Origin of the sequence: Ancylobacter tetraedralis (genome assembly GCF_014195655.1) — a bacterium.
Lineage (GTDB): Bacteria > Pseudomonadota > Alphaproteobacteria > Rhizobiales > Xanthobacteraceae > Ancylobacter > Ancylobacter tetraedralis.
The window spans coordinates 386,281-412,480 of record NZ_JACICD010000003.1 but is presented as its reverse complement, the minus strand read 5'-3'; the positions used below and the strand labels follow the sequence as shown (position 1 = coordinate 412,480).

General features: G+C 67.6%; 26 protein-coding genes. 8 read left to right on the top strand and 18 right to left on the bottom strand.

Annotated elements, in window-relative coordinates:
- Positions 1-116 precede the first annotated feature (116 nt).
- Both FHS55_RS10270 and rpsD read left to right on the top strand, forming a co-directional pair.
- Entirely contained in the window at positions 117-1,310 is a 1,194-nt protein-coding gene (locus FHS55_RS10270; RefSeq protein WP_183189816.1) for a lytic murein transglycosylase, read from the top strand.
- Positions 1,311-1,524: 214 nt separating this feature from the next.
- A complete protein-coding gene (gene rpsD, locus FHS55_RS10265; protein WP_183189620.1) occupies positions 1,525-2,142 on the top strand; it encodes a 30S ribosomal protein S4 in 618 nt (205 codons plus the stop codon).
- A gap of 171 nt (positions 2,143-2,313) precedes the next feature.
- Here rpsD and grxD read toward each other — a convergent pair whose 3' ends face one another.
- From grxD to purC, 6 genes are all read right to left on the bottom strand, one after another.
- Positions 2,314-2,652 carry a Grx4 family monothiol glutaredoxin gene (grxD, locus tag FHS55_RS10260; RefSeq protein ID WP_183189619.1) on the bottom strand — a complete coding sequence of 113 codons (339 nt, stop codon included), beginning with the start codon at positions 2,650-2,652 and terminating at the stop codon, positions 2,314-2,316.
- 84 nt (positions 2,653-2,736) lie between these two features.
- Positions 2,737-2,970, bottom strand: a complete 234-nt coding sequence (locus FHS55_RS10255; protein ID WP_183189618.1) for a BolA family protein — start codon at positions 2,968-2,970, stop codon at positions 2,737-2,739.
- A 13-nt stretch (positions 2,971-2,983) separates the two neighbouring features.
- Positions 2,984-5,197, bottom strand: coding sequence for a phosphoribosylformylglycinamidine synthase subunit PurL (gene purL, locus FHS55_RS10250; protein ID WP_183189617.1), 2,214 nt, complete (start codon positions 5,195-5,197; stop codon positions 2,984-2,986).
- 49 nt (positions 5,198-5,246) lie between these two features.
- Positions 5,247-5,945 carry a phosphoribosylformylglycinamidine synthase subunit PurQ gene (gene purQ / locus FHS55_RS10245; RefSeq protein ID WP_183189616.1) on the bottom strand — a complete coding sequence of 233 codons (699 nt, stop codon included), beginning with the start codon at positions 5,943-5,945 and terminating at the stop codon, positions 5,247-5,249.
- Positions 5,946-5,950: 5 nt separating this feature from the next.
- The gene (gene purS / locus FHS55_RS10240) at positions 5,951-6,193 is read right to left on the bottom strand and encodes a phosphoribosylformylglycinamidine synthase subunit PurS (protein ID WP_183189615.1); all 243 of its coding nucleotides are present in this window, start codon (positions 6,191-6,193) and stop codon (positions 5,951-5,953) included.
- Positions 6,194-6,345: 152 nt separating this feature from the next.
- A complete protein-coding gene (gene purC, locus FHS55_RS10235) occupies positions 6,346-7,155 on the bottom strand; it encodes a phosphoribosylaminoimidazolesuccinocarboxamide synthase (RefSeq protein WP_183189614.1) in 810 nt (269 codons plus the stop codon).
- Between the two features lie 361 nt (positions 7,156-7,516).
- Here purC and FHS55_RS10230 point away from each other — a divergent pair, with 361 nt between their 5' ends.
- The 3 genes from FHS55_RS10230 (at position 7,517) to FHS55_RS10220 (ending at position 11,700) form a co-directional block, all read left to right on the top strand.
- Entirely contained in the window at positions 7,517-7,840 is a 324-nt protein-coding gene (locus FHS55_RS10230; protein WP_183189613.1) for a DUF1476 domain-containing protein, read from the top strand.
- A 245-nt stretch (positions 7,841-8,085) separates the two neighbouring features.
- Positions 8,086-10,707 carry an SH3 domain-containing protein gene (locus FHS55_RS10225; RefSeq protein WP_183189612.1) on the top strand — a complete coding sequence of 874 codons (2,622 nt, stop codon included), beginning with the start codon at positions 8,086-8,088 and terminating at the stop codon, positions 10,705-10,707.
- A 171-nt stretch (positions 10,708-10,878) separates the two neighbouring features.
- Positions 10,879-11,700 carry an SH3 domain-containing protein gene (locus FHS55_RS10220; RefSeq protein WP_183189611.1) on the top strand — a complete coding sequence of 274 codons (822 nt, stop codon included), beginning with the start codon at positions 10,879-10,881 and terminating at the stop codon, positions 11,698-11,700.
- Between the two features lie 72 nt (positions 11,701-11,772).
- On the opposite strand, the gene purB is transcribed toward FHS55_RS10220, so the two are convergent.
- The 3 genes from purB to rpe form a co-directional block, all read right to left on the bottom strand.
- Positions 11,773-13,080: an adenylosuccinate lyase gene (gene purB / locus FHS55_RS10215; protein WP_183189610.1), complete on the bottom strand. Its 1,308-nt coding sequence runs from the start codon at positions 13,078-13,080 to the stop codon at positions 11,773-11,775.
- A gap of 75 nt (positions 13,081-13,155) precedes the next feature.
- Positions 13,156-13,380, bottom strand: coding sequence for a hypothetical protein (locus FHS55_RS10210; RefSeq protein ID WP_183189609.1), 225 nt, complete (start codon positions 13,378-13,380; stop codon positions 13,156-13,158).
- A gap of 44 nt (positions 13,381-13,424) precedes the next feature.
- The gene (rpe, locus tag FHS55_RS10205) at positions 13,425-14,111 is read right to left on the bottom strand and encodes a ribulose-phosphate 3-epimerase (RefSeq protein ID WP_183189608.1); all 687 of its coding nucleotides are present in this window, start codon (positions 14,109-14,111) and stop codon (positions 13,425-13,427) included.
- A gap of 276 nt (positions 14,112-14,387) precedes the next feature.
- Between rpe and FHS55_RS10200 the strand changes: the two genes are divergently transcribed.
- A complete protein-coding gene (locus tag FHS55_RS10200) occupies positions 14,388-14,786 on the top strand; it encodes a hypothetical protein (RefSeq protein ID WP_183189607.1) in 399 nt (132 codons plus the stop codon).
- Between the two features lie 124 nt (positions 14,787-14,910).
- Here FHS55_RS10200 and FHS55_RS10195 read toward each other — a convergent pair whose 3' ends face one another.
- Positions 14,911-15,915 carry a P1 family peptidase gene (locus FHS55_RS10195; RefSeq protein ID WP_183189606.1) on the bottom strand — a complete coding sequence of 335 codons (1,005 nt, stop codon included), beginning with the start codon at positions 15,913-15,915 and terminating at the stop codon, positions 14,911-14,913.
- 121 nt (positions 15,916-16,036) lie between these two features.
- Between FHS55_RS10195 and FHS55_RS10190 the strand changes: the two genes are divergently transcribed.
- Complete coding sequence (locus FHS55_RS10190) at positions 16,037-16,768, top strand: cytochrome c biogenesis CcdA family protein (protein ID WP_183189605.1); 732 nt, start codon at positions 16,037-16,039, stop codon at positions 16,766-16,768.
- Positions 16,769-16,997: 229 nt separating this feature from the next.
- Here the strand turns inward: FHS55_RS10190 and FHS55_RS10185 are convergent, their stop codons facing one another.
- The 6 genes from FHS55_RS10185 to FHS55_RS10160 form a co-directional block, all read right to left on the bottom strand.
- Positions 16,998-18,098, bottom strand: coding sequence for a branched-chain amino acid ABC transporter substrate-binding protein (locus FHS55_RS10185; protein WP_183189604.1), 1,101 nt, complete (start codon positions 18,096-18,098; stop codon positions 16,998-17,000).
- Between the two features lie 130 nt (positions 18,099-18,228).
- On the bottom strand, positions 18,229-18,588 hold the full coding sequence (locus FHS55_RS10180; RefSeq protein ID WP_183189815.1) for a DUF6867 family protein: 360 nt from the start codon (positions 18,586-18,588) through the stop codon (positions 18,229-18,231).
- Between the two features lie 118 nt (positions 18,589-18,706).
- On the bottom strand, positions 18,707-19,483 hold the full coding sequence (locus tag FHS55_RS10175; protein ID WP_425485800.1) for an ABC transporter ATP-binding protein: 777 nt from the start codon (positions 19,481-19,483) through the stop codon (positions 18,707-18,709).
- A complete protein-coding gene (locus tag FHS55_RS10170; protein WP_183189603.1) occupies positions 19,480-20,451 on the bottom strand; it encodes an ABC transporter ATP-binding protein in 972 nt (323 codons plus the stop codon). Before FHS55_RS10170 ends, FHS55_RS10175 begins: the two co-directional genes overlap by 4 nt.
- Positions 20,451-21,896, bottom strand: coding sequence for a high-affinity branched-chain amino acid ABC transporter permease LivM (livM, locus tag FHS55_RS10165; protein WP_183189602.1), 1,446 nt, complete (start codon positions 21,894-21,896; stop codon positions 20,451-20,453). The genes FHS55_RS10170 and livM overlap by 1 nt, the downstream gene beginning before the upstream one ends.
- A 12-nt stretch (positions 21,897-21,908) precedes the next feature.
- Positions 21,909-22,826, bottom strand: coding sequence for an ABC transporter permease subunit (locus tag FHS55_RS10160; RefSeq protein ID WP_183189601.1), 918 nt, complete (start codon positions 22,824-22,826; stop codon positions 21,909-21,911).
- Positions 22,827-23,228: 402 nt separating this feature from the next.
- On the opposite strand from FHS55_RS10160, the gene FHS55_RS10155 reads away from it, so the two are divergent.
- Complete coding sequence (locus FHS55_RS10155) at positions 23,229-23,777, top strand: flavin reductase (RefSeq protein ID WP_343056110.1); 549 nt, start codon at positions 23,229-23,231, stop codon at positions 23,775-23,777.
- Between the two features lie 47 nt (positions 23,778-23,824).
- On the opposite strand, the gene FHS55_RS10150 is transcribed toward FHS55_RS10155, so the two are convergent.
- Both FHS55_RS10150 and FHS55_RS10145 read right to left on the bottom strand, forming a co-directional pair.
- A complete protein-coding gene (locus FHS55_RS10150) occupies positions 23,825-25,012 on the bottom strand; it encodes a BaiN/RdsA family NAD(P)/FAD-dependent oxidoreductase (RefSeq protein ID WP_343056109.1) in 1,188 nt (395 codons plus the stop codon).
- Positions 25,009-26,127, bottom strand: a complete 1,119-nt coding sequence (locus tag FHS55_RS10145) for a lysine-2,3-aminomutase-like protein (protein WP_183189599.1) — start codon at positions 26,125-26,127, stop codon at positions 25,009-25,011. Before FHS55_RS10145 ends, FHS55_RS10150 begins: the two co-directional genes overlap by 4 nt.
- Positions 26,128-26,200: the final 73 nt, after the last annotated feature.

Genomic DNA, 26,200 nt, shown 5'->3' with positions numbered 1-26,200 from the left:
CCCACCATGCCCCAGCGGCATTCCGCGCCGCGGGAGATTCGTCCGTGACGCTTGACGCCTTCGCTCGCCCCGCCGGCCAGACGTCGACGCTGGCGCCGACACGCCGCGCCTTCCTGATGGGAGCGGGCGCGCTGGCGTTGGCCGGTGGCGCGGCGAGCGCGCAGACGGCGGCCCAGCCGTTCGATGCGTGGGTGGTGAGTTTTCGCGCCCGCGCGCGTGCCAAGGGCATTTCCGATGCCGTCTATGACCGGGTGACGCGGGGACTGGAGCCGGACCTCTCGGTCTATGCCAAGGACAGCGCCCAGCCCGAGTTTCGCGAGGAACTCTGGCAATATCTCAACCGCCGCATTTCCGAATGGCGGCTGATGACCGGCCAGGCGGCGGCGAAGAAGAACGCCGCGCTGCTCCGTCGCCTGCACGGCGATTTCGGCGTCGAGCCGGATGTGCTGCTCGGCCTCTGGGGCATGGAGAGCGCCTTTGGCGAACTGGTAGACGACCCGGATCATATGAAGCCGGTTTTCCCCTCGCTTGGGGCGCTGGCCTGGGGCGAGCCGCGCCGGCGAAGCTACTGGGAGACCGAATTCATCAACGCGCTCGCCGTCGTGCAGCGTGGATGGGCGAGCCCGGACGAGATGCTCGGCTCCTGGGCGGGGGCAATGGGCCATACGCAGTGGATGCCGGAAGTCTGGCTCAATCTCGGCATCGACTATGACGGCGATGGCACGCCCTCGCCCTATTCGGTGGCCGATGCGCTGGCCGGTTCCTCGCGCTATCTGCTCAAGCGCGGCAATTACCAGCGCGGCCTGCCCTGGGGAATCGAGGTGCGCATGGATGGCGTGCCCGAATCGGCCGCCGACGCCAAGACCTGGCGCACGGTGGAGGAGTGGGGCAGGCTCGGCGTGAAGCCGGCGGGCGGCGGGCGTTTCGCGTTGCCCAAGGCGCGGGCACGGCTCTGGGCGCCGGCCGGGCCGGAGGGGCCGTGCTTCCTGCTGACGCAGAATTTCTATGCGGTGCGCAGCTACAACCCGTCCATGAACTATGCGCTGGCGGTCTGCCATCTCGGCGACCGTGTGCTGGGCGGTGCGCCCTTCATCACACCCTTCCCCGGCGGCGAGCGGACGCTGACGCTGGCGGAGGTGCAGGAGGTCCAGAAGCGGCTCACCCGCGCGGGCTTCGATACCGGCGGCACGGACGGGCGAGTCGGCAACATGACGATGAAGGCGGTGGCCGATTTCCAGCGCAAGATCGGCCAGGAGCCGAACGGCTATGCCGGGCTCGACGTGCTGGCGGCGCTGCGCAAGGGGCGCTGATTGCGGGCGCAAAGGCGGGGACGCCGCCGCAGCCCTTGACCTGCCGGCCTTTCCCGCCTATGCACCCGCTCACGCACGGGGTCGGCAACGGCCCCGTGTTACGTTTCACGCACCCATGGATGTCTCCGGCGCGTTCGGGGATGACCTGTCGCCTTCCATCAGGGAGGAGAGGAGGGGGCGCGATCCAACCCGCAACTTGCGAGAGGACCAGCGCATGAGCAAGCGCGTAGCAGCCAAGCACAAGCTTGACCGCCGTATGGGCGAAAACATCTGGGGTCGCCCGAAGAGCCCCATCAACAAGCGTGAATATGGCCCCGGCCAGCACGGCCAGCGCCGCAAGGGCAAGGTTTCCGACTTCGGCGTGCAGCTGCGCGCCAAGCAGAAGCTCAAGGGCTATTACGGCTCGATCGGCGAGAAGCAGTTCTACGCCGTCTATGTCGAAGCCTCCCGCCTCAAGGGCGATACCGGCGCCAACCTGATCGGCCTCCTCGAGCGCCGTCTCGACGCCGTGATCTACCGCGCCAAGTTCGTCCCGACCGTGTTCGCCGCCCGCCAGTTCGTGAGCCACGGCCACATCAAGGTGAACGGCCGTCGCGTCAACGTGCCGAGCTACCAGGTGAAGGTCGGCGACGTGATCGAGGTGAAGGAAGCCTCCAAGCAGCTCGCGCTGGTCATGGAAGCGGCCGCCTCGGGCGAGCGTGACGTGCCGGATTATCTCGAAGTCGACGGCAACAAGGTGACGGCCAAGTTCGTCCGCGTGCCCGAGCTCAACGAGGTGCCCTATCCGGTCGTGATGGAGCCCAATCTGGTCGTCGAGTATTACTCGCGCTGATCGGGTCTTGCGACCCAGCTGCGACCAAACGGAAAAGCCGCCCTTCGGGGCGGCTTTTTTGTTGGGCGACCCGGCAAGGCCGCCATCGGCGCAATCCGGCATGGCGCGGCATCCCGACATAAAAAAGGCCGCCCCGAAGGACGGCCTTTTTCGTTCCGCGGGTGGACAGGCTCACGCCGTGGCGCGGCCCATCACCGGTACGCCCTTCTCTTCCAGCAGGCCCTGCAGCTCGCCGGACTGGTACATTTCGCGCACGATGTCGCAACCGCCGATGAACTCGCCCTTGACGAAGATCTGCGGAATGGTCGGCCAGTTGGTGAATTCCTTGATGCCCTGGCGCATCTCGTCGGAATCCAGAACGTTGACGCCCTTGTAGTCCACGCCGAGCAGCGTGAAGATCTGCGCGACCTGGCCGGAGAAGCCGCACATCGGGAATTGCGGCGTGCCCTTCATGAAGACGACGACGTCGTTGCTCTTCACCTGGCTGTCGATGAAATCGTGAATGCTCATGGCATTGCCCTCTGCCCGTGCGGGCGTCGCGAGTGGGGGTGGCGACCTCCCTCACGGGAGGCCTGGCAGTCTCGGCCGCCAGCTTCAGTCCGGTACATTGGTCTGAAGCGCCAGCGCGTGCAATATGCCGCCCATCTGGCCCTTCAGCGTGGCATAGACCATCTGGTGCTGCTGCACGCGGCTCTTGCCGCGAAAGCTCGCGGACACGACGGTCGCCGCATAATGATTGCCGTCGCCGGCGAGGTCGCGGATCTCGACCGCCGCATCCGGCAGACCCTCCCGGATCAGCCGTTCGATTTCGGTGGCTTCCATGGCCATCGCGGATGCTCCCTCACATAAGGCCCGCGCCCATATAGATGGGCAGCCAGGCTTCGTTCCGCTCGCGCAGCGTGTCGATCACAAGTGGGCGCTCGCCCGGAATGTTCAACCGGTCGCCGCCCGTGCCGCCGATCTTGGCGATGGTGACGCCCGCCGCCTCGGCCTGGCGCAGGACCTGCGCCTTCTCGCCGCTGGCCACCGTCACGACATAGCGCGCCTGATCCTCGCCGAACCAGTAAGCGAACGGGTTGATGCCATCTTCGGGGGCGAGCAGGCTGGCGCCGATGCCCGATGCCATCGCCATCTCGGTGATGGCGACCAGCAGGCCGCCGTCGGAGACGTCATGCACGGCGGTGACCAGCTCGGCCTCGATCAGCGAGCGGACGAAATCGCCGTTCTTGCGTTCCAGCTCCAGGTCGACCGGGGGCGGGGCGCCTTCCTCGCGGTCGAGGATCTCGGAGAGGAAGGCCGACTGGCCAAGCCAGCCCGTGGTCTCGCCGATGACGTAGATCGCCTCGCCGCCCGCCTTGAAGGCCAGCGTCGCCGTCTTCTCGATGTCGTCGACCACGCCGACGCCGCCAATGGTCGGGGTCGGCAGGATGCCGCGGCCATTGGTCTCGTTATAGAGGCTGACATTGCCGGACACGACGGGGAAATCCAGCGCCAGCGCCGCCGCGCCGATGCCGCGCAGGCAGCCGACCAGCTGGCCCATGATCTCCGGCTTCTCGGGGTTGCCGAAATTGAGATTGTCGGTCAGCGCCAGCGGCTTGCCGCCGACGGCCGTGATATTGCGCCAGGCTTCCGCCACCGCCTGCTTGCCGCCCTCGAACGGATCGGCCTCGCAATAGCGGGGGGTGACGTCGCAGGTGAGCGCGAGGCCCTTCGGCCCCTCGCCAACCCGCACCACGGCCGAATCGCCGCCGGGGCGCTGCACGGTGTTGTTGAGGATGAGGTGGTCGTACTGTTCCCAGATCCAGCGCTTGGAGGCGAAGTCCGGTGAGCCGATCAGCCGCTCCAGCGCGCCCGGGATGGTGGCGCTGATTTCGAGCGAGGCGGGGTCGATGCGCTGCTGCTTGGGCGTCTCCACCCAGGGACGATCATAAAGCGGGGCTTCGTCGCCCAGTTCCTTGATCGGCAGGTCGGCCTTGATCTCGCCTTTGTGCTTCACCACGAAACGCAGATTGTCGGTGGTGTAGCCGACAATCGCGAAGTCGAGGCCCCATTTCAGGAAAATGGCCTCGGCCTGTTCTTCCTTGCCCGGCGCGATCACCATGAGCATGCGCTCCTGGCTCTCGGAGAGCATCATCTCATAGGCGCTCATGCCCGCTTCGCGGCAGGGCAGCTTGTCGAGGTCGAGCTCGATGCCGAGGTCGCCCTTGGCGCCCATCTCCACCGCCGAGCAGGTGAGGCCGGCCGCGCCCATGTCCTGGATCGCGACGACGCAGCCCGCTTCCATGATCTCGAGGCAGGCTTCCAGCAGCAGCTTCTCCGCGAAGGGGTCGCCCACCTGCACGGTCGGGCGCTTCTCCTCCGCGCCCTCGCCGAATTCGGCCGAGGCCATGGTGGCGCCGTGGATGCCGTCGCGACCCGTCTTGGAGCCGAGATAGACCACCGGCAGGCCGACGCCGGTCGCCTTGGCGTAGAAGATCTTGTCGGCATCGGCGAGGCCGACCGCCATGGCGTTGACCAGGTTGTTGCCGTCATAGCGGGTGTGGAAGCCCACCAGCCCGCCCACGGTGGGCACGCCGAAGGAATTGCCATAGCCGCCGATTCCGGCAACCACGCCCGCCACCAGATGGCGGGTGCGCGGGTGCTTGGGGTCGCCGAAGCGCAGCGCGTTCAGCGCCGCGATGGGCCGCGCGCCCATGGTGAACACATCGCGCAGGATGCCGCCGACCCCGGTGCCCGCGCCCTGATAGGGCTCGATATAGGAGGGGTGGTTGTGGCTCTCCATCTTGAACACGGCGGCCTGGCCATCGCCGATATCGATGACGCCGGCATTCTCGCCCGGGCCCTGGATGACCCAGGGCGCCTTGGTCGGCAGGCCGCGCAGATGCAGGCGCGAGGACTTGTAGGAACAGTGCTCGTTCCACATGGCCGAGAAGATGCCAAGCTCGGTGAAGCTCGGCTCACGGCCGATCAGCGTCAGGATGCGCTGGTACTCGTCGGGCTTGAGGCCATGTTCGGCGATCAGCTCGGGGGTGATTTTCGGCTCGGTGGAGGTCATGCGAGGGCCGTCATTCCGTTGCGCGGCGGGGAGGGGGCGAGCGCAAGGCTCAGGCCCGCTCCAGCACGCCCGCTATGCTTTCGAACAAGGCGCGTCCATCGGTCGGCCCGAGCAGCGGGTCGACATGGTTCTCGGGGTGCGGCATCAGCCCGAGCACGTTGAGCTTTTCGGAGACGATGCCGGCAATGGAATTGGCGGCGCCGTTGAGCACCTGCGTATCGTCCCGCTTGCCGTCAGCCATGACATAGCGGAAGACCACGCGGCCCTCGCCCTCAAGCCGCTTCAGCATCTCGGTGTCGGCGGTGTAGTTGCCCTCGCCATGCGCCACGGGATAACGCACGATCGCGCCCTTGGCGTAGCGGCGGGTGAAGGGCGTGTCGCTGCGCTCGACCTTCAGCAGCGCCTCGCGGCAGACGAAGCGCAGGCGCGCGTTGCGCACCAGCACGCCGGGCAGCAGCCCGCTCTCGCACAGGATCTGGAAGCCGTTGCAGATGCCGAGCACCAGCCCGCCGCGCGCCGCGTGGGCGCGCACGGCATCCATGATGGCGGCGCGCGCCGCAATGGCGCCGCAGCGCAGGTAATCGCCATAGGAGAAGCCGCCGGGCAGCACGACGAGATCGGTGCCGGCGGGCAGCTCGGTGTCTGCGTGCCAGACGATGCTGGGCGTAACGCCGGTGACATGCTTGAGCGCGCTGGCGACATCGCCCTCGCGGTTCGAGCCGGGAAAGAGGATGACGGCCGCTTTCATCGCGCTCAGCCCACGAACTCGATGCGGTAGGTTTCGATCACCGTATTGGCGAGAAGCTTCTCGCAGGCGTCCTTCAGCGTCGCCTCGGCCTTGGCCGGGTCGGATCCGTCGAATTCGACGTCGAACACCTTGCCCTGGCGGACGCTGGAAATGCCGGGCACGCCCAGCGAGCGCAGGGCGCCCTCGATGGCCTTGCCCTGCGGGTCGAGCACGGCGGATTTCAGGGTGACGAGAACGCGCGCCTTCATGGGATCACTCTCGAGGACGTTCTTGATAAGAGAACGGGAGAAAACAGAAACGGGGGCTTTGCGGGCCCCCGCCTATCACTTGGCCGCGAACGGCTCAACGGTCGATTGTGGATGGCTGCCCCACGAATATGGCGAGGCCGGGGGCGTTCATCTCACTTTTCGGGCTGTTCGGACTTCACCAGCACGGGGCCACCCTGCAGCCGCTCGTTCTCGGAAATGATGCCGAGACGGCGCGCGACTTCGGAATAGGCCTCGACGAGGCCGCCCATGTCGCGGCGGAAGCGGTCCTTGTCGAGCTTGTCGTTCGACTTGATGTCCCACAGCCGGCAGGAATCGGGGCTGATCTCATCGGCCACGACGATCCGCATGAGATCGTTTTCCCACAGCCGGCCGCATTCCATCTTGAAATCGACGAGGCGAATGCCGACGCCGAGGAACAGGCCGGAGAGGAAGTCGTTCACGCGGATGGCGAGAGCGATGATGTCGTCGATTTCCTGGGTGGTGGCCCAGCCGAACGCCGTGATGTGCTCTTCCGACACCATCGGGTCGTTGAGCTCGTCGTTCTTGTAATAGAACTCGATGATCGAGCGGGGCAGCTGCGTGCCTTCCTCGATACCGAGCCGCGTCGACAGCGAGCCGGCGGCGACGTTGCGCACGACCACTTCGAGCGGGATGATCTCGACCTCGCGGATGAGCTGCTCGCGCATGTTCAACCGCTTGATGAAATGCGTGGGAACGCCGATCTCGTTCAGCTTCAGGAAGACATATTCCGAGATTCGGTTGTTCAGCACGCCTTTGCCGTCGATGACGTCGTGCTTCTTGTTGTTGAAGGCAGTGGCGTCATCCTTGAAGTGCTGGATCAGCGTGCCAGGCTCAGGGCCCTCATAGAGGACTTTCGCCTTACCTTCATAAATGCGGCGGCGGCGGCTCATGGGTGGGTACCGTCGGTTGAGGAAGTCCATTAGGGTGCCGGGGCTCCGGTTCCGAGTTAGCGGCTGGGGCGCCGAGCATTTTCTGCGGTATGGAGCGCCGTGACGATTCGTATCGCCGGTAGGTGGCGCCCACCGGCGGACACTAGCCGATCGGGGGAGCGGATACAAACGTGACAGCGTGCAAGTTTCGTGCACGTGCCCTGTTGGTTTCACATGGTAGGTTTCGCAGGGTCGGTTTCAAATGCGCGATCTCTTCCGCATGCGCCGCCGATACCCCCTTGGCCAAGCGTCACATTGACCTACATCACCGCGTGGGGGCGTCGATGGCGTTGATTTGGGGGGCCGGGCGCGATAATCAAGCCCGCGACTGACCTAGAGACAGGGCGAAGCCATGAGCACATTCGATAAGCGCCAAGATGGGTTCGAAGCCAAGTACGCCCATGACGAGACCTTGAAGTTCAAGGCCCACGCGCGCCGCAACCGCGCGCTTGGCCTGTGGGCCGCCGGCAAGCTGGGTCTGACGGGCGAGGAAGCCGATGCCTATGCTCGCACGCTCATCGAGGCCGACCTCGAGGAAGCCGGCGATGATGACGTCTTCCGCAAGCTGAAGGCCGATTTCGAGGCCAAGAGCCTCGACGTCTCCGAGCACCGCATCCGCCGCACCATGGACGAACTGCTTGAGCAGGCCTTGGCGCAGCTGAAATCCGGCACCTGAGGCGGGCTTCCGTCTGAGGCACGTCTCGCCGTGAGAGCGGCGGAACATCCCTCCCGGGCCATCTCCGGGAGGGATTTTTTGCGTGAATTTCCGCGTGCCGCCGGCGAATCGCAGGGCGGCGATGCTGCGGGTTGCACGTTGGCAACCATCTTTTCCCCATTTCGTTGCGCCACCGCCGGATTCCGGTCAAGCGTGAGGATGGCCGTTGCTGCCCAGGCGGGCGGGCGGCGGTTGGGGAGGCGCCGATGCGGTTCACGACATCCTTCGCGCGGGCCAGCGGCGTTGCGGTCGCGGGGACGCTGACAGCCGGAACGATCGCAGCCGGAACGCTGGCCGCTTTCGCCGCGCCTGCCACGATGGGTCGCACGGCGGAACTGCGCGGGGGGCCGGGCGCGAATTACGCGATGCTCGGCACGTTGGTGGCGGGCACACCCGTGGACGTGGTTTCCTGCGCCGGCGCCTGGTGCCGCACGCAATATGGCTATGTCAGTGCCGGCGCGGTGCTGCAGGGCGCGCCGGCGCTGCCGCAACCCATGGCGGTGCCGGGAGTGAGCGGTGCCGCGGCGCTGGGCTATGCGCCCGGGACGGCCGCTGCGCCCGTGCTTGCCGCCGGAACCGGCGGCGCCAGCGACAATGCCAGCATGGCCGGCCCGCGCACCACCATCGGCACCGCCAATGTGCGTTCCGGGCCGGGCACCGATTACGACATCACCAGGACGCTGCCGGACGCCACGAAGGTGGAGGTGACGGGCTGCGCCAATGGCTGGTGCCAGACCAACGAGGGCTATATCAGCCTCTATGTGCTCTCACGCGGCGCGGTGGCGCAGGTGCTGCCGCCGCAGGCTCAGCCGTCAACTTCCGCCGATGGTGCTCCGGCGACACCCGCCAATGCGATCGTGACCCGGAACGCGACAGTGCGCTCCGGGCCGGGTGGACGCTATGGCGTGCTCGGCACGCTGCCATCGGGCTTCCCGGTGAGCGTCGTCTCCTGTGCGGGCAGCTGGTGCCAGACACAATACGGCTATGTCAGCGCTCGCCAGATCGCGCGGGCTGCGCCCGGTCCCGGCGGGGCCGCGACAGCTGCCCCTTCCCTCGCTCCACCAATCGCGGCTCCACCGGTAGCCGCGCGCGCCGCTGTCGCGCTCGCCCCGACTTCTGCGATGCCGGCAGCGAGCGGTGCGGCGGCGCTGGGCTATGGGGCCGGCGCGGCCGCAGCTGCGCCGGTGACGCTGGGGGCGGGTGGTGCCAGCGACAATGCCAGCATGGCCGGCCCGCGCACCACCATCGGCACCGCCAATGTGCGTTCCGGGCCGGGCACCGACTACGACATCACCGGGACCCTGCCGGACGCCACGAAGGTGGAGGTGACGGGCTGTGCCAATGGCTGGTGCCAGACCAACGAGGGCTATATCAGCCTCTATGTGCTCTCGCGCGGCGCGGTGGCACAGGTGCTGCCGCCGCAGGCCCAGCCGCCGCAAACCTTGTCGCCGCAAACCTTGTCGCCTCAGACCCAGCCGAATATGTCGCTCGGTGTCGCTCCGGGCGTATCCGCCGCCAACGCGGCGACGACGGCCAGCGTCAAGGCGCGCTCCGGGCCGGGCGTACGGTACGGCGTGCTGGGCACGCTTCCGGCCGGCATGCCGGTGAACATCGAATCCTGCGCCGGTGCGTGGTGCCGGACGCAATATGGCTATGTCAGCGTCCGCCATGTCAGCATCGGCCGTGTCAGCGTCCGCCCCGTCGCCCCGTCCGCGACACGCGACCAGCCGGTGCCGGCAATCGGCACGGCGCCGATGGCGCAGGCCGCGACCGGGGCGCCGATCGTCGCTACCGACCGCGCCACGGCCGCCGCGCCGGCTGGCCGCGCCTATGCGCCGGGAATCGGCATGGCCTCCGCGCCGCCGGCCACAAGCGTGCCGATCTCGCGGGCTGCCGCCGGATCGATTTCCGCGAATTCGGCGATCGAGGCAGGCCTTGCCCCCGTCGCCACCACTGCGGCCACCACGGCGGCAACCGTCACCACCGCGGCGGCGAATATCCGCAGCGGCCCCGGCACTGGCTATGCCGTCACCGGCACGCTGGCGGCGGGCACGAAGGTCGATCTGGCCGGTTGCGACGGGGCGTGGTGTGAAACGCCCTATGGCTATGTGAACGCCCGCCGGCTCGCGGCCGGGCCGGCCATGGACATGGCGGGTGCGCCCGCGGGCACCACGCGCGTCGTGGTGCGTCCCGCGAGCCTTGCCTCGGCGGGCTATGCCAACGCGTCCTATGTCGATCCCTCGGCATCCTATCCCACCGCCACGCAGACCCCGACCTATGTCAGCTATCCCGGCGAGACCGTTCCGGGCGGCACCTATCCCATCTATCCCGCTGCCGGCGTACCGACGCTGGGCGGCGCGGTGCTGGCCACGCTGGCGGCGCCCGTGGTCGGGGTGGCGGCGGCGGTGGGCACGGTCGTGGATGGCTGGACCGGCGGCTGGGACCGCCCCACCGCGCGACCGGCGCTCTATGTGGGCGGCGGCTATGTCGCGCCCGTGCCACGCTACGGCTATGGCTGGGACTCGACCTGGCGGGCCAGCTGGGGGCCGGGCTATTGGGGGCCGGGTCTGGATGGCGCCAACCGCCCGAGCTACTGGGGTGCGCGCCCGAGCTACTGGGGCGGGCGGCCGACCTATTGGAACATGCATCCCGGCTATGGCGACGCGCCCCGCTTCGGTGACCGCGCCGGCAATACCTACGGGTCGCGCCGCGGGGAGGGCGCGCTGCCGCAGCGGGCGAGCTTCTATTCCGGCCTCGGCCCGCACTGGCAGGGGCCCTATGCCGCCGGCCCCTGGTATGACGGGCGTCCGGTGGTCTGGCGTCCATAGGCGCGCGCGATGACGCGGCCGTGATGGCGCGGGCGGGGTAGGTATTGCAACCAATTCCGCTGAAAACGGTTGCTACACCACATTGAGGTGTCGGCCTGCGAAGGCCTGCGAGGGCGAAGACCCGGGAATCTTCTCGCGCGCGCCCGCAGTTAAGTTCGAGGGAGAAGTGCCATGCGTTTGCCCAAGAGCCTGATGCTCGCGGTGGGTCTGCTGATCGCCGGCAGCGCAGCGGCCATCGCCCGCCCTGCCGTCGTCACCACCGATCTGAACGTGCGCAGCGGTCCCGGCACACGCTACGCCGTCATCGGCGCGTTGCGGGCGGGCACGCGGGTCGATGCCGGTAACTGCACGTCCAACTGGTGCCGCGCGGCCGGTGGCTATGTGAATGCGAACTATCTGTCGTTCCGCGGCGGCACCAATGTCGTGGTCCAGCCCGGCTATTACGATGACGGGTATGACAGCAATATCGGCCTTGGCGTCGGCGCGTTCGCGCTGGGCGCCGTTGCGGGTTCCAGCTGGGGCTGGGGCGGTCCCGGCTATTGGGGCGGTGGTCCCGGCTACTGGGGCGGCCCCGGTTACTGGGGAGGGCGCGGCAATTACTGGGGCCCGCCTCCCGGCACCTGGCGTGGCGGACCTCCTCCCGGCAACTGGCGCGGTGGCCCTGTCTATGGTCGCGGCGGCGGCGTGCCGGCGAATTGGCGCACCCCGGGCTGGCGCGGTGGCGCGCCGGGCTGGGCCGGAGCGGGTCCGCGTCCGCCCAACTGGGGCGCCTGGGCCGGTCCCGGTTATCGCGGCGGCCCGGTCTATCGCGGCGGACCCGGCTATCGCGGTGGTCCGGTCTATCGCGGCGGCGCGATGTATCGGGGTGCTCCCGGCTATCGCGGCGGGTTCGCCGGTCCGCGCCCGGTCATGTACCGGCCGATGGGTGGCTTTGGCGGGGGCGGCGGCTATCGCGGCGGCGGCATTGGCGGACGCGGCTTCCCCGGTCGGTGATCCGGGTTGAGCGCCATGTTGGGAAAGGGCGGCTCGGAGCCGCCCTTTTTTCGTCAGGCATCGTCTTTTTTATCAGACCCGCCCGAACACGCGGCGGAAGATCGTGTCGACATGCTTGAGGTGGTAGCCGAGATCGAATTTCTCGGCGATCTCCTCGGCCGACAGATAGTGGCGCACATCCGCGTCATGGGTCAGCAGCGTCTGGAACTCGCCTTCGCCGCGCCAGACCGGCATGGCGTTGCGCTGCACCAGCCGATACGCGTCCTCGCGGCTCGCCCCCTTCTGGGTGAGCGCCAGCAGCACCCGCTGGGAGTGCACCAGCCCGCCGAGGCGGTCGAGATTCCTCTGCATGGTCTCGGGGTAGACCAGCAGCTTTTCGACCACGCCGGCAAGCCGGTTCAGCGCGAAATCGAGCGTCACCGTGGCGTCGGGGCCGATCATGCGCTCCACCGAGGAGTGCGAGATGTCCCGCTCGTGCCACAGCGCCACATTCTCCAGCGCCGGCGTGACCATGCCGCGCACGAGGCGGGCGAGGCCGGTAATGTTCTCGGTCAGCACCGGGTTGCGCTTGTGCGGCATGGCCGACGAGCCCTTCTGGCCGGCGGAGAAGAATTCCTCGGCCTCCAGAACCTCGGTGCGCTGCAGATGGCGGATCTCGATGGCGACGCGCTCCATCGAGGAGGCGACCACGCCGAGCGCGGCGAAATAGGCGGCGTGGCGGTCGCGCGGGATGACCTGGGTCGAGACCGGCTCGACCTTCAGCCCCATCTTCTCCGCCACATATTCCTCAACCCGCGGGTCGATCTGCGCGAAGGTGCCGACCGCGCCGGAGATGGCGCAGGTGGCCACTTCCTCGCGCGCCGCGACCAGCCGGGCACGGTTGCGGGTGAACTCGGCATAGGCCTGCGCCAGCTTGAGGCCGAACGTGGTCGGTTCGGCATGAATGCCATGCGAGCGGCCGATGGTCGGGGTGAGCTTGTGCTCGAAGGCGCGGGTCTCAAGGGCCGCCAGCAGGCGGTCGACATCCTTGATCAGGATATCGGCGGCGCGCACCAACTGCACGTTGAGGCAGGTGTCCAGCACGTCCGATGAGGTCATGCCCTGATGGACGAAACGCGCCTCCGGCCCGACGATCTCGGAGAGATGCGTGAGGAAGGCGATGACGTCATGCTTGGTCACCGCCTCGATCTCGTCGATGCGATCGACATCGAATGTGGCGTCCTTCGCCATCTCCCAGATCTTCGCCGCGGCCTCCTTCGGCACCACGCCGATCTCGGCCAGCGCATCGGTGGCGTGCGCCTCGATCTCGAACCAGATGCGGAAGCGGGTCTGCGGCTCCCAGATGGCGGCCATCTCGGGGCGGGTATAGCGCGGGATCACGGGCGGCTCTTTCGGCTGACGATGGACCCTCGCGCATTAGCAGATCCCACGGGGTGGGACAAATGCGGCGCCCGCTCAGCCGGTGAACGGGAAGCCCTGCCGCTCGAACCGGATGCCGTCGATTTCCAGATGGCAGATGCAATGGAACTGGTGGGCGATTTCCTCCACCAGCAGGGCGCGGCTCACGCGGGTGCCGACGATGTTTCGCTCGAGCCACCGGTCCGGCACGGTGAGCACCATGCCCATTTCGAGGCGGCACAGGATCTTCCTGAGTTCGTCGCCATTCGGGTTCGTGTTCACGGATTCCCGCTCCCAGACAGGTGCATGATCGACGATGCCGACGGCTATACCAGTTCGCCGCGCGTGCGCGCCGCCGCCTCGCGGATCGCCTTGATGTTGCCGGCATAGCTGCCGGCGCCTCCCTTGAACACCGCCGAGCCCGCCACCAGCGCGTTGGCGCCCGCCGCGATGCAGACGCTCGCCGTGTCCTTCGTCACGCCGCCGTCGATCTCGATGTCGATCGGCCGGTCGCCGATCATCGCGGAAATCTGGCGCACCTTGTCCATGACCGGCGCGATGAAGGCCTGGCCGCCGAAGCCGGGGTTCACCGTCATCACGATGACGAGGTCGATCACATCGAGCACATGCTCGATCGCACTGGCCGGGGTGGCGGGGTTGAGCGCGACGCCGGCCTTCTTGCCGAGCGCGCGGATGGCCTGCAGCGAGCGGTGCAGATGCGGTCCGGCTTCGGCGTGGACGCTGATGTGGTCGGCGCCGGCCTTGGCGAAGGCTTCGAGATAGGGATCGACCGGCGCGATCATCAGGTGCACGTCGAACGGCTTGGCGGAGAGCGGGCGGATGGCCTTCACCACGTCCGGGCCGAAGGAGATGTTGGGCACGAAGTGCCCGTCCATCACGTCGATGTGGATCCAGTCCGCGCCCGCCGCGTCGACGGCCTGCACTTCCTCGCCGAAGCGGGCGAAGTCGCTGGCGAGGATGGAAGGGGCGAGGATGAGGGGGCGGTGGGTCATGATGGCGTCTCCGGCAGGGCCGGCCCTGAGGCATCTTGGAGCGAGGCGGGTTTCGGTTCACATAAAGAAAACGCGGAGAAACAAAGACCTAGAGCTTTCCGAACGAACCGGTACCCATCTGAAATCCTCTAGCATGGTGATCACGGAGCGGCAATTAACGGCGCGGTTGCGTAGCGCTGGATGCGGATGGAACCACCATGCATTAATCTCCCGAGTCGCGGTGCATCGGCGCGTATTGGCGCGCCGCCCGGCACGGTTTGAGGGGGACGTTTTACAATGAGCAAGTTGCGACATCTGGTGGTGCTGGCTGCCGTCGCGGCGGGTGGGCTGTTCATGGCCATCCCGGAAGCGAGCGCGTGGCGCGCGGCGGCCTGTGGCCCGCGCGGCTGTGCCGCGGCCGGCGGCCCGGGCTATTATCCCCGTGGTCCGGGGTTCTACCCGAACCGCGGTTATGCGGCGCCGCATGGCGCCTATTACGGTCCGCGCGGAGCGGTGGTGGTGACAAATCCCTACCGCTATTGGCCGACCGGCGGTGCCGTGGCGGCGGGTGCGGCTGTCGGCTTCCTCGCGGGCGCCGCGGCGGTCTCCCTGGCCGGTCCGCCGCCGCATCCGAACTACTGCTGGTTCTACACCAATCCGCAGCAGACCACGGGTTTCTGGGAAGCCTGCCCGTGAGCCTGCACGCCTCAGGGGGCACGTCTCGGCGGACGCTCCTCAAAGGCGCGCTGCCCGGGTCGTGATCTGAGGGCGTAGCACAATGGACGGCCGGAAGTGGTTCCGGCCGTCCTGTCCTCCCGCGTCAGGCTCGCCTCTGGCCTGGCCACTGGTCCCGCCACGCCGGCAGCGTGCCCGGCTGCGGCAGCGCGGTCGCCTCATAGACCGCGCGGGCGCAGGCGCGTGCGAGCGTGCGCACAATGGCGTCGCCGATCAGCGCGAGATCGAAGATGGGGTCGGCCAGCGGACGCAGCCCCGTGGCGGCGGCGAAGATGGTGTCGCCATCCAGCGGGGTGTGCACTGGCCAGATGGCGTGCGCGTAGCCGTCATGGGCCATCACCGCGAGGCGCTTGCATTGCGCCTTGGTCAGCACGGCATCGGTCGCGACCAGCGCGATGGTCGTGTTGGCGCCGGGCGGCAGCCCCTTGAGCGCCGGCCGCTCGGGCAGTGGCGGCAGCGGCGAGGGCAGACCGAGGCCACCGAATTCTCCGCCCGTCTCGAACGGCGCCGCCCAGAAATGCCCCTCCTCGCCGAGATTGGTGGCGCCGCAGGCATTGACCGCAACGATGGCGCCGACCGTGTGGCCGGACGCGGCGACCATGGAGGCGGAGCCGAGCCCGCCCTTCAGGTTTACCGTCGTTGCCCCGGTGCCGGCGCCGACGGTGCCGAGCGGCACCTCCAGCCCGGCCGCCATCGCCGCCGCATAGCCGAGATCGCGATAGGGAGAGAAGCGTCCCCAGTTCTTGTCGCCGCCATTGACAAGATCGAACAGCACCGCGCCCGGCACGATGGGCACGATCGCCGGGCCCACGGGATAGCCGATGCCGCGCTCGGCCAGCGCGGCCATCACGCCCCCCGCCGCGTCGAGGCCGAAGGCAGAGCCGCCGGACAGGGTGATGGCGTGGATGGCGCCGACCGTTTCGTCGGGGGCGAGCAGGTCGGTCTCGCGGGTGCCGGGCCCGCCGCCACGAACATCGACCGAGGCGACGGTCGGGGCGTCAAACAGGATGGCGGTGACGCCGGAGGCGAGGGCGAGGTCGGTGGCATGGCCGACCTTCAGGCCGGCAACATCGGTGATCAGGTTTCGCATCGGGCAGGGGAACCTCGTCGGGCGGCTTCACATCACGGGGAGAGACCAACCGGCCGCATTGCCTAAGCGCCGCCGGCCGTGCATTGGGATCATCCCCGCACCCACCAAGGTTGCCCATTTCATGGCCGACGTCACCCTACCGGCCGCTTTTGTCGCCGGCATTGCCAGCTTTGCCTCGCCCTGCGTGCTGCCGCTGGTGCCGCCCTATCTGTGCTACCTCGCCGGAACCAGCCTCGACCAGATCACGCACAAGGCGCCGACCGACGCCGCGGCCCGGCGCACGCTGGGGGCGGCGGTGCTGTTCGTCGCGGGATTTTCCACGGTCTTTGTCGCGCTGGGCGCGGGCGCCTCGGTGGTCGGCGGGTATCTCAGGCTTTACTCGCAGGAACTGTCGATCGTCGCGGGCGTCGCCATCCTGTTGATGGGGCTGCACTTCCTCGGCATTCTCAAGTTCAGCTGGATGACCCGGACCCGGCGCGTGCATGTGGATGCGCCGTCCACGCTGGCGGGCGCCTATGTGATGGGCCTTGCCTTCGCCTTCGGCTGGACGCCGTGCATCGGGCCGGTGCTCGCCGCCATTCTCGCGGTCGCCGCGAGCGAACAGACGCTGACGCGCGGGGCGGGGCTGCTGGCGGTCTATTCGGCCGGGCTTGGCGTGCCCTTCATGCTGGTGGCGGCGATGGCCCGCCCCGCGCTGGGCCTGCTGGTGCATGCGCGGCGCTATCTGCCGGTGGTGGAGAAAGCCATGGGCGCGCTTTTGGTGCTCACCGGCATCGGCTTCCTTTCGGGCTGGATGGCGACGTTCAGCTACTGGATGCTGGAGACCTTCCCGGCGCTGGGCAGCTTCGGCTGACATCCTCGCGCGGCGCCGCCTGCTCCCGCCAGATGGTGGCGGATCGCGCGCCGCTTCATGAAGGGGCGGACAAGGCCGTCGCCGGGCCTGCACGCGTCCACGTCTCGGCACAGAATGACGGTTTGCCCGCCCCACCACCAAAACAAAACCCGCCGGAGTGAACCGGCGGGTTTCGTCAATTCAGGGCTACCGCGAAGCGCCAGCGGGGCGCTTCGCGAGATACGCCGCCTCAGAGCTCGGTGTAGCCGCCGTCCTTCCAGACGTAGACGACGTAGTCGAGGTTGGTGCGGTCGCCCTTCTTGTCGAAGGTCAGCTTGCCGAGAACGGTGTCGAACGCCTTGCCGGAGTGGATGTACTCGGCGACCTTGGCGGTGTCGAGCGACTTGGTCGCCTCGACAGCCTGCTGGATCACCTGGCCAGCGGCGTAGGAATAGAGCACGTAACCTTCCGGATCGATGCCCTTCTTCTTGAACTCGTCGACGACCTTGGTCGCGGCGGGGTTCTTGCGCGGATCCGGGCCGAAGGTCATCAGGGTGCCTTCCGCGCCGGGGCCGGCGATGGTCCAGAATTCCTTGTCGGTGATGCCATCACCCGAGAACAGGACCGTCTTCAGGCCCTGATCGCGCATCTGGCGCACGAGCAGGCCGGCTTCGGTGTGCAGGCCACCATAATAGAGCACGTCGACATTCGCGCCCTTGAGCTTGGAGACGAGAGCCGAATAGTCCTTCTCGCCGGGGTTGATACCCTCGTAGATGACTTCCTTGATGCCCGCCTTGTTCATCGACTTCTGGGTCTCGTCCGCCAGACCCTTGCCGTAGGGGGTCTTGTCGTGGACGATGGCAATCTTCTTGCCCTTCAGGTTCTTCTCGATGTACTCGGCCGCCACGAGGCCCTGCTGGTCGTCACGGCCGCAGGTGCGGAACACGTTGGCGAGGCCGCGCTCGGTCAGCTTCGGGTTGGTCGAAGCGGGGGAGATGGCCAGCACGCCGGCTTCGGCATACTGCTCGGAGGCGGGGATGGACACGCCCGAGTTGAAGTGGCCGATCACGAACTTCACGCCGTCGGCGATGAACTTGTTCGCCACCGAGACGCCCTGCTCGGGCTTGGAGGCGTCGTCACCGACGACGATCTCGACCTTCTGGCCGAGCAGGCCGCCGGCCGCGTTCACATCGGTGGCCCACTGCTCGGCACCGTTCTTCAGCTGGGCGCCGAAGGTGGCGTTCGCGCCGGTGATCGGGCCGCCGACGCCGACTTTGACCTGCGCCGAGGCCGGAACGGCCAGGGCCGCCATGGCGCCGAGCGCGAGGCCGGCCAACAGAAGCTTCTTCATGAACTTCTCTCCTAGTCCTGGAAGTTTGATTTTTCGCAGCCTGAGCGGCGCGGCAGCAAGTGCTCCGGCCGTTATCATGCCCTTTTTCGTGCTCTTGTCGACGAGCAAGCGAAACCGATGGTGAGGACGCTCACGCGCGCGTCCCGAGTGATTCGGCAGGGCCACCCTCGACCCAGCCGAACGGTCCCGACTGACGATAGATCCAACCATAGCGTGTCGCCATCTGGCGTGCACGTTCCGAACGGAAGCCGAGCGTGGCGACCGCGATGAGGAAGGCCGTGTCGGTCAGGAAATAGTGCCACGACAGCAGCGTGCCGAGGAAAAGCGCGAAGTGGAAGAAGCGCACCACGCAGCCCAGCAGCAGCGCGTAGATGAGCGCCTGCCGGTAGCTGCGCCAGGTGCCGGCCACGGAGCGGCCGGTAAGCCACGCCGCGCCGCCGCCCAGGAACAGGGTGACGAGGGTAAAGTCGCCGCGCGAGACCTCGACCACAAACCAGGGCGCAACCACCGCGCTGGCGATAACGGCGACGATGACCAGGGCCGGCACCACGACGGCGAGACTGCTCGGCGCGCCCTGAGAGATGAGGGATCCGCTGGAATGAGCCATGTCAGTGCTTCCCGCCTTCGAGATAGGCCGCCCGGACTTCCGGGCGCTCGAGAAGTTCGCGCCCCGCGCCGGTCATGGTGACGAGGCCGTTCACCAGCACATAGCCGCGATGGGCAAGCTTGAGCGCGTGGAACGCGTTCTGCTCGACCAGGAACACGGTGAGCCCCTCCGCCCGGTTGAGCTCGCGGATCGCGTCGAAGATCTGCTTCACGATCAGCGGGGCGAGGCCGAGCGAAGGCTCGTCCAGCATCAGCAGGCGCGGCCGGCTCATCAGCGCGCGGCCGATGGCCAGCATCTGCTGCTCGCCGCCCGAGAGCGTGCCGCCGCGCTGGTTGATGCGCTCCTTGAGGCGGGGGAACAGGTCGAACACCTTCAGCAGGTCCTCGTCGAAATGGCCGAAGCCATCGACCGAGGCCCCCATCTGCAGGTTCTCGAACACCGTCATGCGCGGGAAGATACGCCGGCCCTCGGGCGACTGCGCGATCTTGAGATGCGCGATTTCGTGGGTCGGCATCTTGGTGATGTCGCGCCCGTCATAAACGATCTGCCCTTCGCGCGCGCGCGGCTGGCCGAAGATGGTCATCATCAGCGTCGATTTGCCGGCGCCGTTTGAGCCGATCAGCGTGACGATCTCGCCGCGATGGACATCCACGTCGACGCCCTTCAGCGCCATGATGTTCCCGTAGAAGGTCTTCACGCCGCGCACGGCCAGCATCGGCTCGGCGCCGCCGGCCGGGGCGGCGGTGGGCGCTGGGGCGGCAGTCCTTGTGTCGCTCACGAATGCGCTCCCGTCGAATGGGCCGCGATCTCCGCGTCGATCTCGGCCTCGACCTCTTCGACCGCGTCCTCGTCGACCCCGAGATAGGCGGCGATCACGCGCGGGTCGTTCTTCACCGCCTCGGGCGTGCCGTCGGAAATCTTGGTGCCATAGTCGAGCACGACGACATGGTCGGAAATCTCCATCACGACGCTCATGTCGTGCTCGATCAGCAGGATCGAGGTGCCGTGCTCGGCGCGGATGGTGCGCAGCAGCGTGTTCAGCTCCAGGCTCTCGCGCGGATTGAGGCCGGCCGCAGGCTCGTCGAGACACAGCAGGATCGGCTCCGAGCACATGGCGCGGGCAATCTCCAGGCGGCGCTGGGCGCCGTAGGGCAGGTCGCCGGCCGGGTCGTCGGCGCGATCGGTGAGGTTGACCTTCTCCAGCCAGTACTTCGCCTTCTCGGTGGCGGCGCGCTGGGCCGCGTTCCAGCCCGGCAGCCCGAACAGACCCTTGAGCGAGAAGCCGGAGGCCACCATCAGCGTGTTGTGCTGCGCCACCATGAGGTTCTCCAGCACGGTCATGCCGGTGAACAGGCGGATGTTCTGGAAGGTGCGGGCCACCTTGGCCTCACCGGAGACGCGATAGTCCGGCATGCGTTCGAGCAGGTAGACGCTCGAATTGCGCCCGACCAGCGCGCGCTCGCCGATGAGCGTGACGCGGGCAAGCTCCTCGGCCGTGGGCGCATGGCCATGCGCCAGCACAAGGCGGCCTTCGCTCGGCTTGTAGAAGCCGGTAATGCAGTTGAACACCGTGGTCTTGCCGGCCCCGTTGGGCCCGATGAGCGCGGTGATGTCACCGCGCCCGACCTTGAAGGACAGGTCGTTCACCGCGATCAGGCCGCCGAAGCGCATGAACAGGTGTTCGACGGCGAGGATCGGGTCGGCTTCCCAATTGGGAAGGCCGGCGGCAGCGGGAGAGGGTGCCATCAGCCGTGCCCCTCCTTGACGTGGTCGCCCGACACAGCCTTTCGCTCCTTCAGGAAGATGGTGGGGTCACGGGTGGAGACCAGCCCGCGCGGCTTCCAGACCATGATGGCGACCATGGCAAAGCCGAAGATCAGCATGCGGTACAGGCTCGGGTCGAAATCGCCGCCGAAGATCTGGTTGAGGAAGCCGAGATTGCGCAGCATTTCCATGCCGCCGATCATCACCGCCGCCGCCACCGCGACACCGATCTGCGAGCCCATGCCACCCAGAACGACAATGGCGAGAATCATCGCCGAAATGTCGAAGGTGAAGCTCTCCGGGCTGACGAAGCCGGCACGCACCGCGAAGAAACAGCCCGCGAATCCGCCGAACATGGCGCCGGTGGCGAAGGCCGAGAGCTTCACGTTGGTGGTGTTGATGCCGAGCGAGCGGCACGCGATCTCATCCTCGCGCAGCGCTTCCCAGGCCCGCCCGACCGGCAGGCGACGCAAGCGGACGGTGGCGAAGGCGGTGATCAGGGCCAGCGCAAGGATCACGAAATAGAGGAAGATGATGCGGTGCATCGGGTTGAATTGAAGCCCGAACAGCGCCGCAAATCCATTTTCGCCCGCGGTGAACGGAACACCGAAGAAGGTCGCCCGCGGGATCGAGGCGATGCCCGCGCCACCGCCGGTGAAGTCCACCCAGTTGATCAGCACCAGGCGGATGATTTCGCCGAAGGCCAGCGTCACGATGGCGAGATAGTCGCCACGCAGGCGCAGCACCGGGAAGCCGAGCATCATGCCCCACAGTCCCGCGAACACGCCCGCCATGGGCAGGCAGATCCAGAAGGCCCAGTTGGCCCAGAAGGTTTCGCCGAGAAAGCCGGCAAAGAAGTCGTTGATCGGCGCCGAGGTGGCGAGCAGCGCGTAGGTATAGGCGCCCACCGCATAGAATGCGACATAGCCGAGGTCGAGCAGGCCCGCGAGACCCACCACGATGTTGAGGCCCCAACCAAGCATCACATAGGTGAGGATCAGGATACCGAGGTCGATCAGGTAGCGGCTCTCGTTCATCCCCCCCATCGCAAAGGCGGCAATGAACGGGAAGCCGACCGCAAAGGCGAGCAGCAACGGCTTCATCGCCGGGCCGATCGTGGTCCCGGCACGGTCAAAGATGGTGGGGCCGCTGCGCACGCTCGGCTTGCGGTTGGGCGACCACACCGTGAGGTTGAGGAGGAGGCGGCCGACGAAGATGATGCCGACCATCACCGCCAGCGTCCCTGGACGGTAGTCGAGCCCGAGCGCGCCATCGATGATGACGGTCTCGAATCCGATCAGCGGGGCGAACAGGCCGAGGGCGATGAGGCCGGTGATCACCGCGTCCTTGAACGCGTGGGCCATCACCGAACTGGACGGGGACGCCTTCGCCGTGGGCGGCGCGGTTTCAGCAAGCTGAACTGCCATGGTGGCTTGACCTCAGACCTTCTCGACTTCCGGCCGGCCGAGCAGGCCCTGCGGCATGAAGATCAGGGTGATGGCGAGGATCGAGAAGGCCGCGACGTCCTTGTACTCGATGGAGAAATAGGCCGACCAGAACACCTCGATCAGGCCGATCAGCAGCCCGCCGAGAACGGCGCCCGGCAGCGAGCCGATGCCGCCAAGAACAGCCGCCGTAAAGGCCTTCACGCCGGGCACGAAACCGTCGGCGAAATGGGCCACGCCATAATACATCAGGTACATGACGCCAGCGACGGCGGCGAGAGCGGCGCCGATGACGAAGGTAAGCGAGATGGTGTGGTCGACATTGATGCCGAGCAGCGCCGCCATCTTGCGGTCCTGTTCGACGGCGCGCTGGGCCCGGCCGAGCGAGGTCTTCTGCACCAGATACCAGAAGCCCATCAGCAGCACGGCCGTGACCGCCATGATGATGACCTGCTTCCAGGCCAGCGTGACCTGATAGCCGTTATTGTCCATCAGCACGATCACGTCCGTCACCATCGGGGGAACCGGCTTGTTGCGCGGGCCCTGCGAGACCTGGACGAAATTGGCGAGGAAGATCGACATGCCGATCGCCGAGATCATCGGCGCGAGGCGGAACGAGCCGCGCAGCGGGCGATAGGCGACCCGCTCGATGGCCCAGTTGGTGAGCGAGGTGAAGAACATCGCCACCACCAGCACGATGGCCAGCGCGAGGAAGATCGAGGTGATGCCCAGCACCGTCGTGACCAGCAGGAAGCAGATCAGCGCGATGAAGCTCGACACCATGAACACGTCGCCATGGGCGAAGTTCACCATGCCGATGATGCCGAACACCATGGTGTAGCCGATCGCGATCAAGCCATAGATCGAACCGAGCGTCAGCCCGTTGATGAGCTGCTGAATGAATACATCCATTTTAGGTTACGGTTCCCCTCAACCGGTCTTGGAAGTCGCGTCGTGCGGCTGGATTGCACATATTGTGATCGTGCCTGTCACGTAGGCGCACATCTCTCATAGCGCGCGTCGCGCTCCGATACAATTCGATCGAAAGACGAAATGCAATCGATCGAAACGGCTGATGTATGGGTATTATAATACTAAAACACAAAATATCCTTGTTCTTCAATATTTTGCTGGATGGCTACCACGTCACCGAATCTGCATCCCACCTTCACTTTTTTGACGCATTGTCCGGGTCGCCGCAGGCGCGGGTGCGTGGTTTCCGAAGTCGCCGGTTTCCCAAGTCGCCGCCGGGGAGTTATGCACAGGAAGCCGCCCGCCAACCTCAGGGAGCCGGGCCGGCAAAGGGAGGCAGAGGTGGACGAGACGACGCGGCAGGACGCCGAGCATGCGGCAGTGCACGGCGCTGGCGGAGCGGTCGAGGCGGGGCTCTATCGCGAGGCGATGAGCCGGCTGGTGGCGGCCGTCCATGTCGTCACCACGCGCGGCGCGAGCGGGCGCGCCGGTTTCACCGCCACGGCGGTTGCCTCGGTCTCGGACAGCCCGCCGACCCTGCTGGTCTGCCTCAACCGGCGTATCCATTCCGCCCCGGCCTTCCGCCAGGCGGGCGTCTTCGCCGTCAACATGCTCGCCGGCGAGCAGCAGGCGGTGGCGCAGGTGTTCGGCGGCAAGGGCGGCGGGGCGGGCGGCATGTCCGGCGAGGAGCGGTTCGCCACGGGCACCTGGCACGAGGGCCGGCTCGGCGTTCCGTGCCTGCGCGATGCCATCGCCGCGTTCGAGTGCCGGCTGGTCGAAGTGCGCACCATCGCCACGCATGACGTGCTGGTGGGGCGGGTGGAAGCGGTCACGCTGGGCGCGGACCGTGCCAAGCTGGCTTATCTCGGCCGAAGCTTCCTGACCGTCTAGCCGGCGGTTCCCCGCGCGCCCCTGCGGGTTCGCCGTCCGAAAGCGCCCTAGACGCTCTGCCCGGCTACCCAGCCGGAGGACCATGCCCACTGGAAATTATAGCCGCCGAGCCAGCCGGTGACATCCACCACCTCGCCGATGAAATAGAGGCTCGGCACATGTCGCGCCTGCATGCTGCGCGAATCGAGCCCGGCCGTGTCGACGCCGCCCAGCGTCACCTCGGCGGTGCGGTAGCCCTCGGAGGCCGTGGGCTTCAGGCGCCAGCCGTTCACCGCCGCCTCGATGGCGCGCAGCAGCGTGTCCGGGAGGTCGGCGAGGTTCTTCGCCCCGGTTTCCTGCTCGCCGATCCGCTGGGCCAGCCGCTTGGGCAGGAACTCGGCGAGCACGCTGGACGCGGCCTGCCGTCCGTGGCGGGCGCGCGCCTCGCGCAGCCGGGCGAAAACGTCGGTGGCCGGCGCCAGCGCGATCTCGATCTCCTCGCCCTCGCGCCAGTAGGACGATATCTGCAGGATGGCCGGCCCGCTGAGGCCGCGATGGGTGAAGAGCAGCCCATCCTCGAAGCGCGTCTTGCCGTGGCGCACGCGTGCCTCCACCGCCACGCCGGCGAGCGGGGCGAGCCGCTCCAGCTGCAAAGGATCCAGCGTCAGCGGCACCAGCCCCGGCCGGGTCGGTAGCACGTTGAGCCCGAAGCGCGCGGCCAGCTCATAGCCCAGACCCGTGGCCCCCATCTTGGGGATCGACTTGCCCCCCGTCGCCACGACCAGCGCGCGGCAGGCGAGCGGGCCCGTCGAGGTGGCCAGCGTGAAGCCGTCGGCGCTGCGTTCGATGTCGGTGACGGTGGTGGCGAGGCGCAGCTCGGCGCCGGCATCCGCGAGGCCGCGTGTCAGCATGTCGACGATCTGCCGCGCCGAGCCGTCGCAGAACAACTGGCCGCGCGTCTTCTCGTGCCAGGCGATGCCGTGCTGGTCGACCCGACGGACGAAATCCTGCGGCGTGTAGCGCTTGAGCGCCGAGATGGCGAAACCGGGATTGGCGGAGAGATAGGTGCGCGGCGCGGAGTCGAGATGGGTGAAGTTGCACCGCCCGCCACCGGAAATGCGGATCTTCTCGCCCGGCGCGCGGGCGTGATCGATGACGATCACGCTACGCCCGCGCTTGCCGGCCTCCCAGGCGCACATCATGCCGGCCGCGCCGGCGCCGAGCACGACCACGTCCACGCGCTCTGGCGGCCTCACGCGCCGACATCCGGGGCGTCCACGCCCTCGGCATAGGCATGCACGCCGCCGCAATAATCGGTGACGCGCCAGCCCTCGGGCGTTGGTTCGAGATAGCCGGGGCCGACTGGCACCTTGCCGTAGCCGCCGGGAATGTCGAGCACATAGGTCGGCAAAGCGAGGCCGGAGACGCGCCCGCGCAGCGCCTGCATCAGCTCCTGCCCGCGCGACAGCGGCAGGCGGAAATGCGCGGTGCCGGGCGCAAGGTCCGGATGATGCAGGTAATAGGGCTTCACCCGGCACTCCACCAGCGCGCGGAACAGCGCGGCGAGTGTTTCTGCCTCGTCATTGATGCCGGCCAGCAGCACGCTCTGGCCCACCAGCGCGATCCCCGCATCGGCCAGCCGGGCCAGCGCGGCGCGCGCTTGCGGCCCCAGCTCGCGTTCATGATTGGCATGCACGGCGACATAGGTGGTGAGCCCCGCCACGCGCAGCGCCTCCACCAGCGCGGGGGTAATGCGCTCGGGCGCGGCGACCGGCACGCGCGTGTGGAAGCGCACGATCTTCACATGGCGGATGGCCGCGAGCCGCGCCATCAGCTCGGCAAGCCGGCGCGGCGCGGCGACCAGCGGATCGCCGCCGGTGACGACCACTTCCCAGATCTCGGGATGGCCCGCGACATAGGCCAGCGCGCCGTCCAGCGCCGCGTCCGACAGGCTGCTTTCGGCTCCGGGGCCGACCATCTCGCGGCGGAAGCAGAAGCGGCAATAGACGGCGCAGACGCCGACCAGCTTCAGCAATACCCGGTCGGGATAGCGGTGGACGATGCCGGGCACCGGGCTGTGCGCGCTGTCGCCGATCGGGTCGGCCAGCTCCTGCGGCCGCGTCTCCAGCTCGCGCGCATCGGGCAGGAACTGGTGGGCGATGGGGTCGGCGCGGTCGGCCGGGTCGATGAGGCCGGCGAGAACCGGCGTCACCGCCACGGCATAGCGCGCGGCGACGGCATCGAGCGCACCCGGGCGATCCGCCGGCGCGGGCAGCAGGCCGGCCTCGGTCAGTTCGTCGAGGCGGCGCAGCGTGCGCGGCAGGGTCGCGGCCGGCGGAGAGGGGGCGGGAGCGGTTGCGGGCAATGTCATGCGCGGCTTTTTGATCGCTTCGTGCTTTATCGGCAAGCGCGGGCGTGCTGCTCTGCGATAAAGATGACGGTAC

Excerpts from the sequence above, each read along its gene's own strand:
- FHS55_RS10270 (WP_183189816.1), top strand. The coding sequence starts at position 117 with ATGGGAGCGGGCGCGCTGGCGTTGGCCGGTGGCGCGGCGAGCGCGCAG.
- rpsD (WP_183189620.1), top strand. The coding sequence starts at position 1,525 with ATGAGCAAGCGCGTAGCAGCCAAGCACAAGCTTGACCGCCGTATGGGC.
- grxD (WP_183189619.1), bottom strand. The coding sequence starts at position 2,652 with ATGAGCATTCACGATTTCATCGACAGCCAGGTGAAGAGCAACGACGTC.
- FHS55_RS10255 (WP_183189618.1), bottom strand. The coding sequence starts at position 2,970 with ATGGCCATGGAAGCCACCGAAATCGAACGGCTGATCCGGGAGGGTCTG.
- purL (WP_183189617.1), bottom strand. The coding sequence starts at position 5,197 with ATGACCTCCACCGAGCCGAAAATCACCCCCGAGCTGATCGCCGAACAT.
- purQ (WP_183189616.1), bottom strand. The coding sequence starts at position 5,945 with ATGAAAGCGGCCGTCATCCTCTTTCCCGGCTCGAACCGCGAGGGCGAT.
- purS (WP_183189615.1), bottom strand. The coding sequence starts at position 6,193 with ATGAAGGCGCGCGTTCTCGTCACCCTGAAATCCGCCGTGCTCGACCCG.
- purC (WP_183189614.1), bottom strand. The coding sequence starts at position 7,155 with ATGGACTTCCTCAACCGACGGTACCCACCCATGAGCCGCCGCCGCCGC.
- FHS55_RS10230 (WP_183189613.1), top strand. The coding sequence starts at position 7,517 with ATGAGCACATTCGATAAGCGCCAAGATGGGTTCGAAGCCAAGTACGCC.
- FHS55_RS10225 (WP_183189612.1), top strand. The coding sequence starts at position 8,086 with ATGCGGTTCACGACATCCTTCGCGCGGGCCAGCGGCGTTGCGGTCGCG.
- FHS55_RS10220 (WP_183189611.1), top strand. The coding sequence starts at position 10,879 with ATGCGTTTGCCCAAGAGCCTGATGCTCGCGGTGGGTCTGCTGATCGCC.
- rpe (WP_183189608.1), bottom strand. The coding sequence starts at position 14,111 with ATGACCCACCGCCCCCTCATCCTCGCCCCTTCCATCCTCGCCAGCGAC.
- FHS55_RS10200 (WP_183189607.1), top strand. The coding sequence starts at position 14,388 with ATGAGCAAGTTGCGACATCTGGTGGTGCTGGCTGCCGTCGCGGCGGGT.
- FHS55_RS10195 (WP_183189606.1), bottom strand. The coding sequence starts at position 15,915 with ATGCGAAACCTGATCACCGATGTTGCCGGCCTGAAGGTCGGCCATGCC.
- FHS55_RS10190 (WP_183189605.1), top strand. The coding sequence starts at position 16,037 with ATGGCCGACGTCACCCTACCGGCCGCTTTTGTCGCCGGCATTGCCAGC.
- FHS55_RS10185 (WP_183189604.1), bottom strand. The coding sequence starts at position 18,098 with ATGAAGAAGCTTCTGTTGGCCGGCCTCGCGCTCGGCGCCATGGCGGCC.
- FHS55_RS10170 (WP_183189603.1), bottom strand. The coding sequence starts at position 20,451 with ATGGCACCCTCTCCCGCTGCCGCCGGCCTTCCCAATTGGGAAGCCGAC.
- livM (WP_183189602.1), bottom strand. The coding sequence starts at position 21,896 with ATGGCAGTTCAGCTTGCTGAAACCGCGCCGCCCACGGCGAAGGCGTCC.
- FHS55_RS10160 (WP_183189601.1), bottom strand. The coding sequence starts at position 22,826 with ATGGATGTATTCATTCAGCAGCTCATCAACGGGCTGACGCTCGGTTCG.
- FHS55_RS10145 (WP_183189599.1), bottom strand. The coding sequence starts at position 26,127 with ATGACATTGCCCGCAACCGCTCCCGCCCCCTCTCCGCCGGCCGCGACC.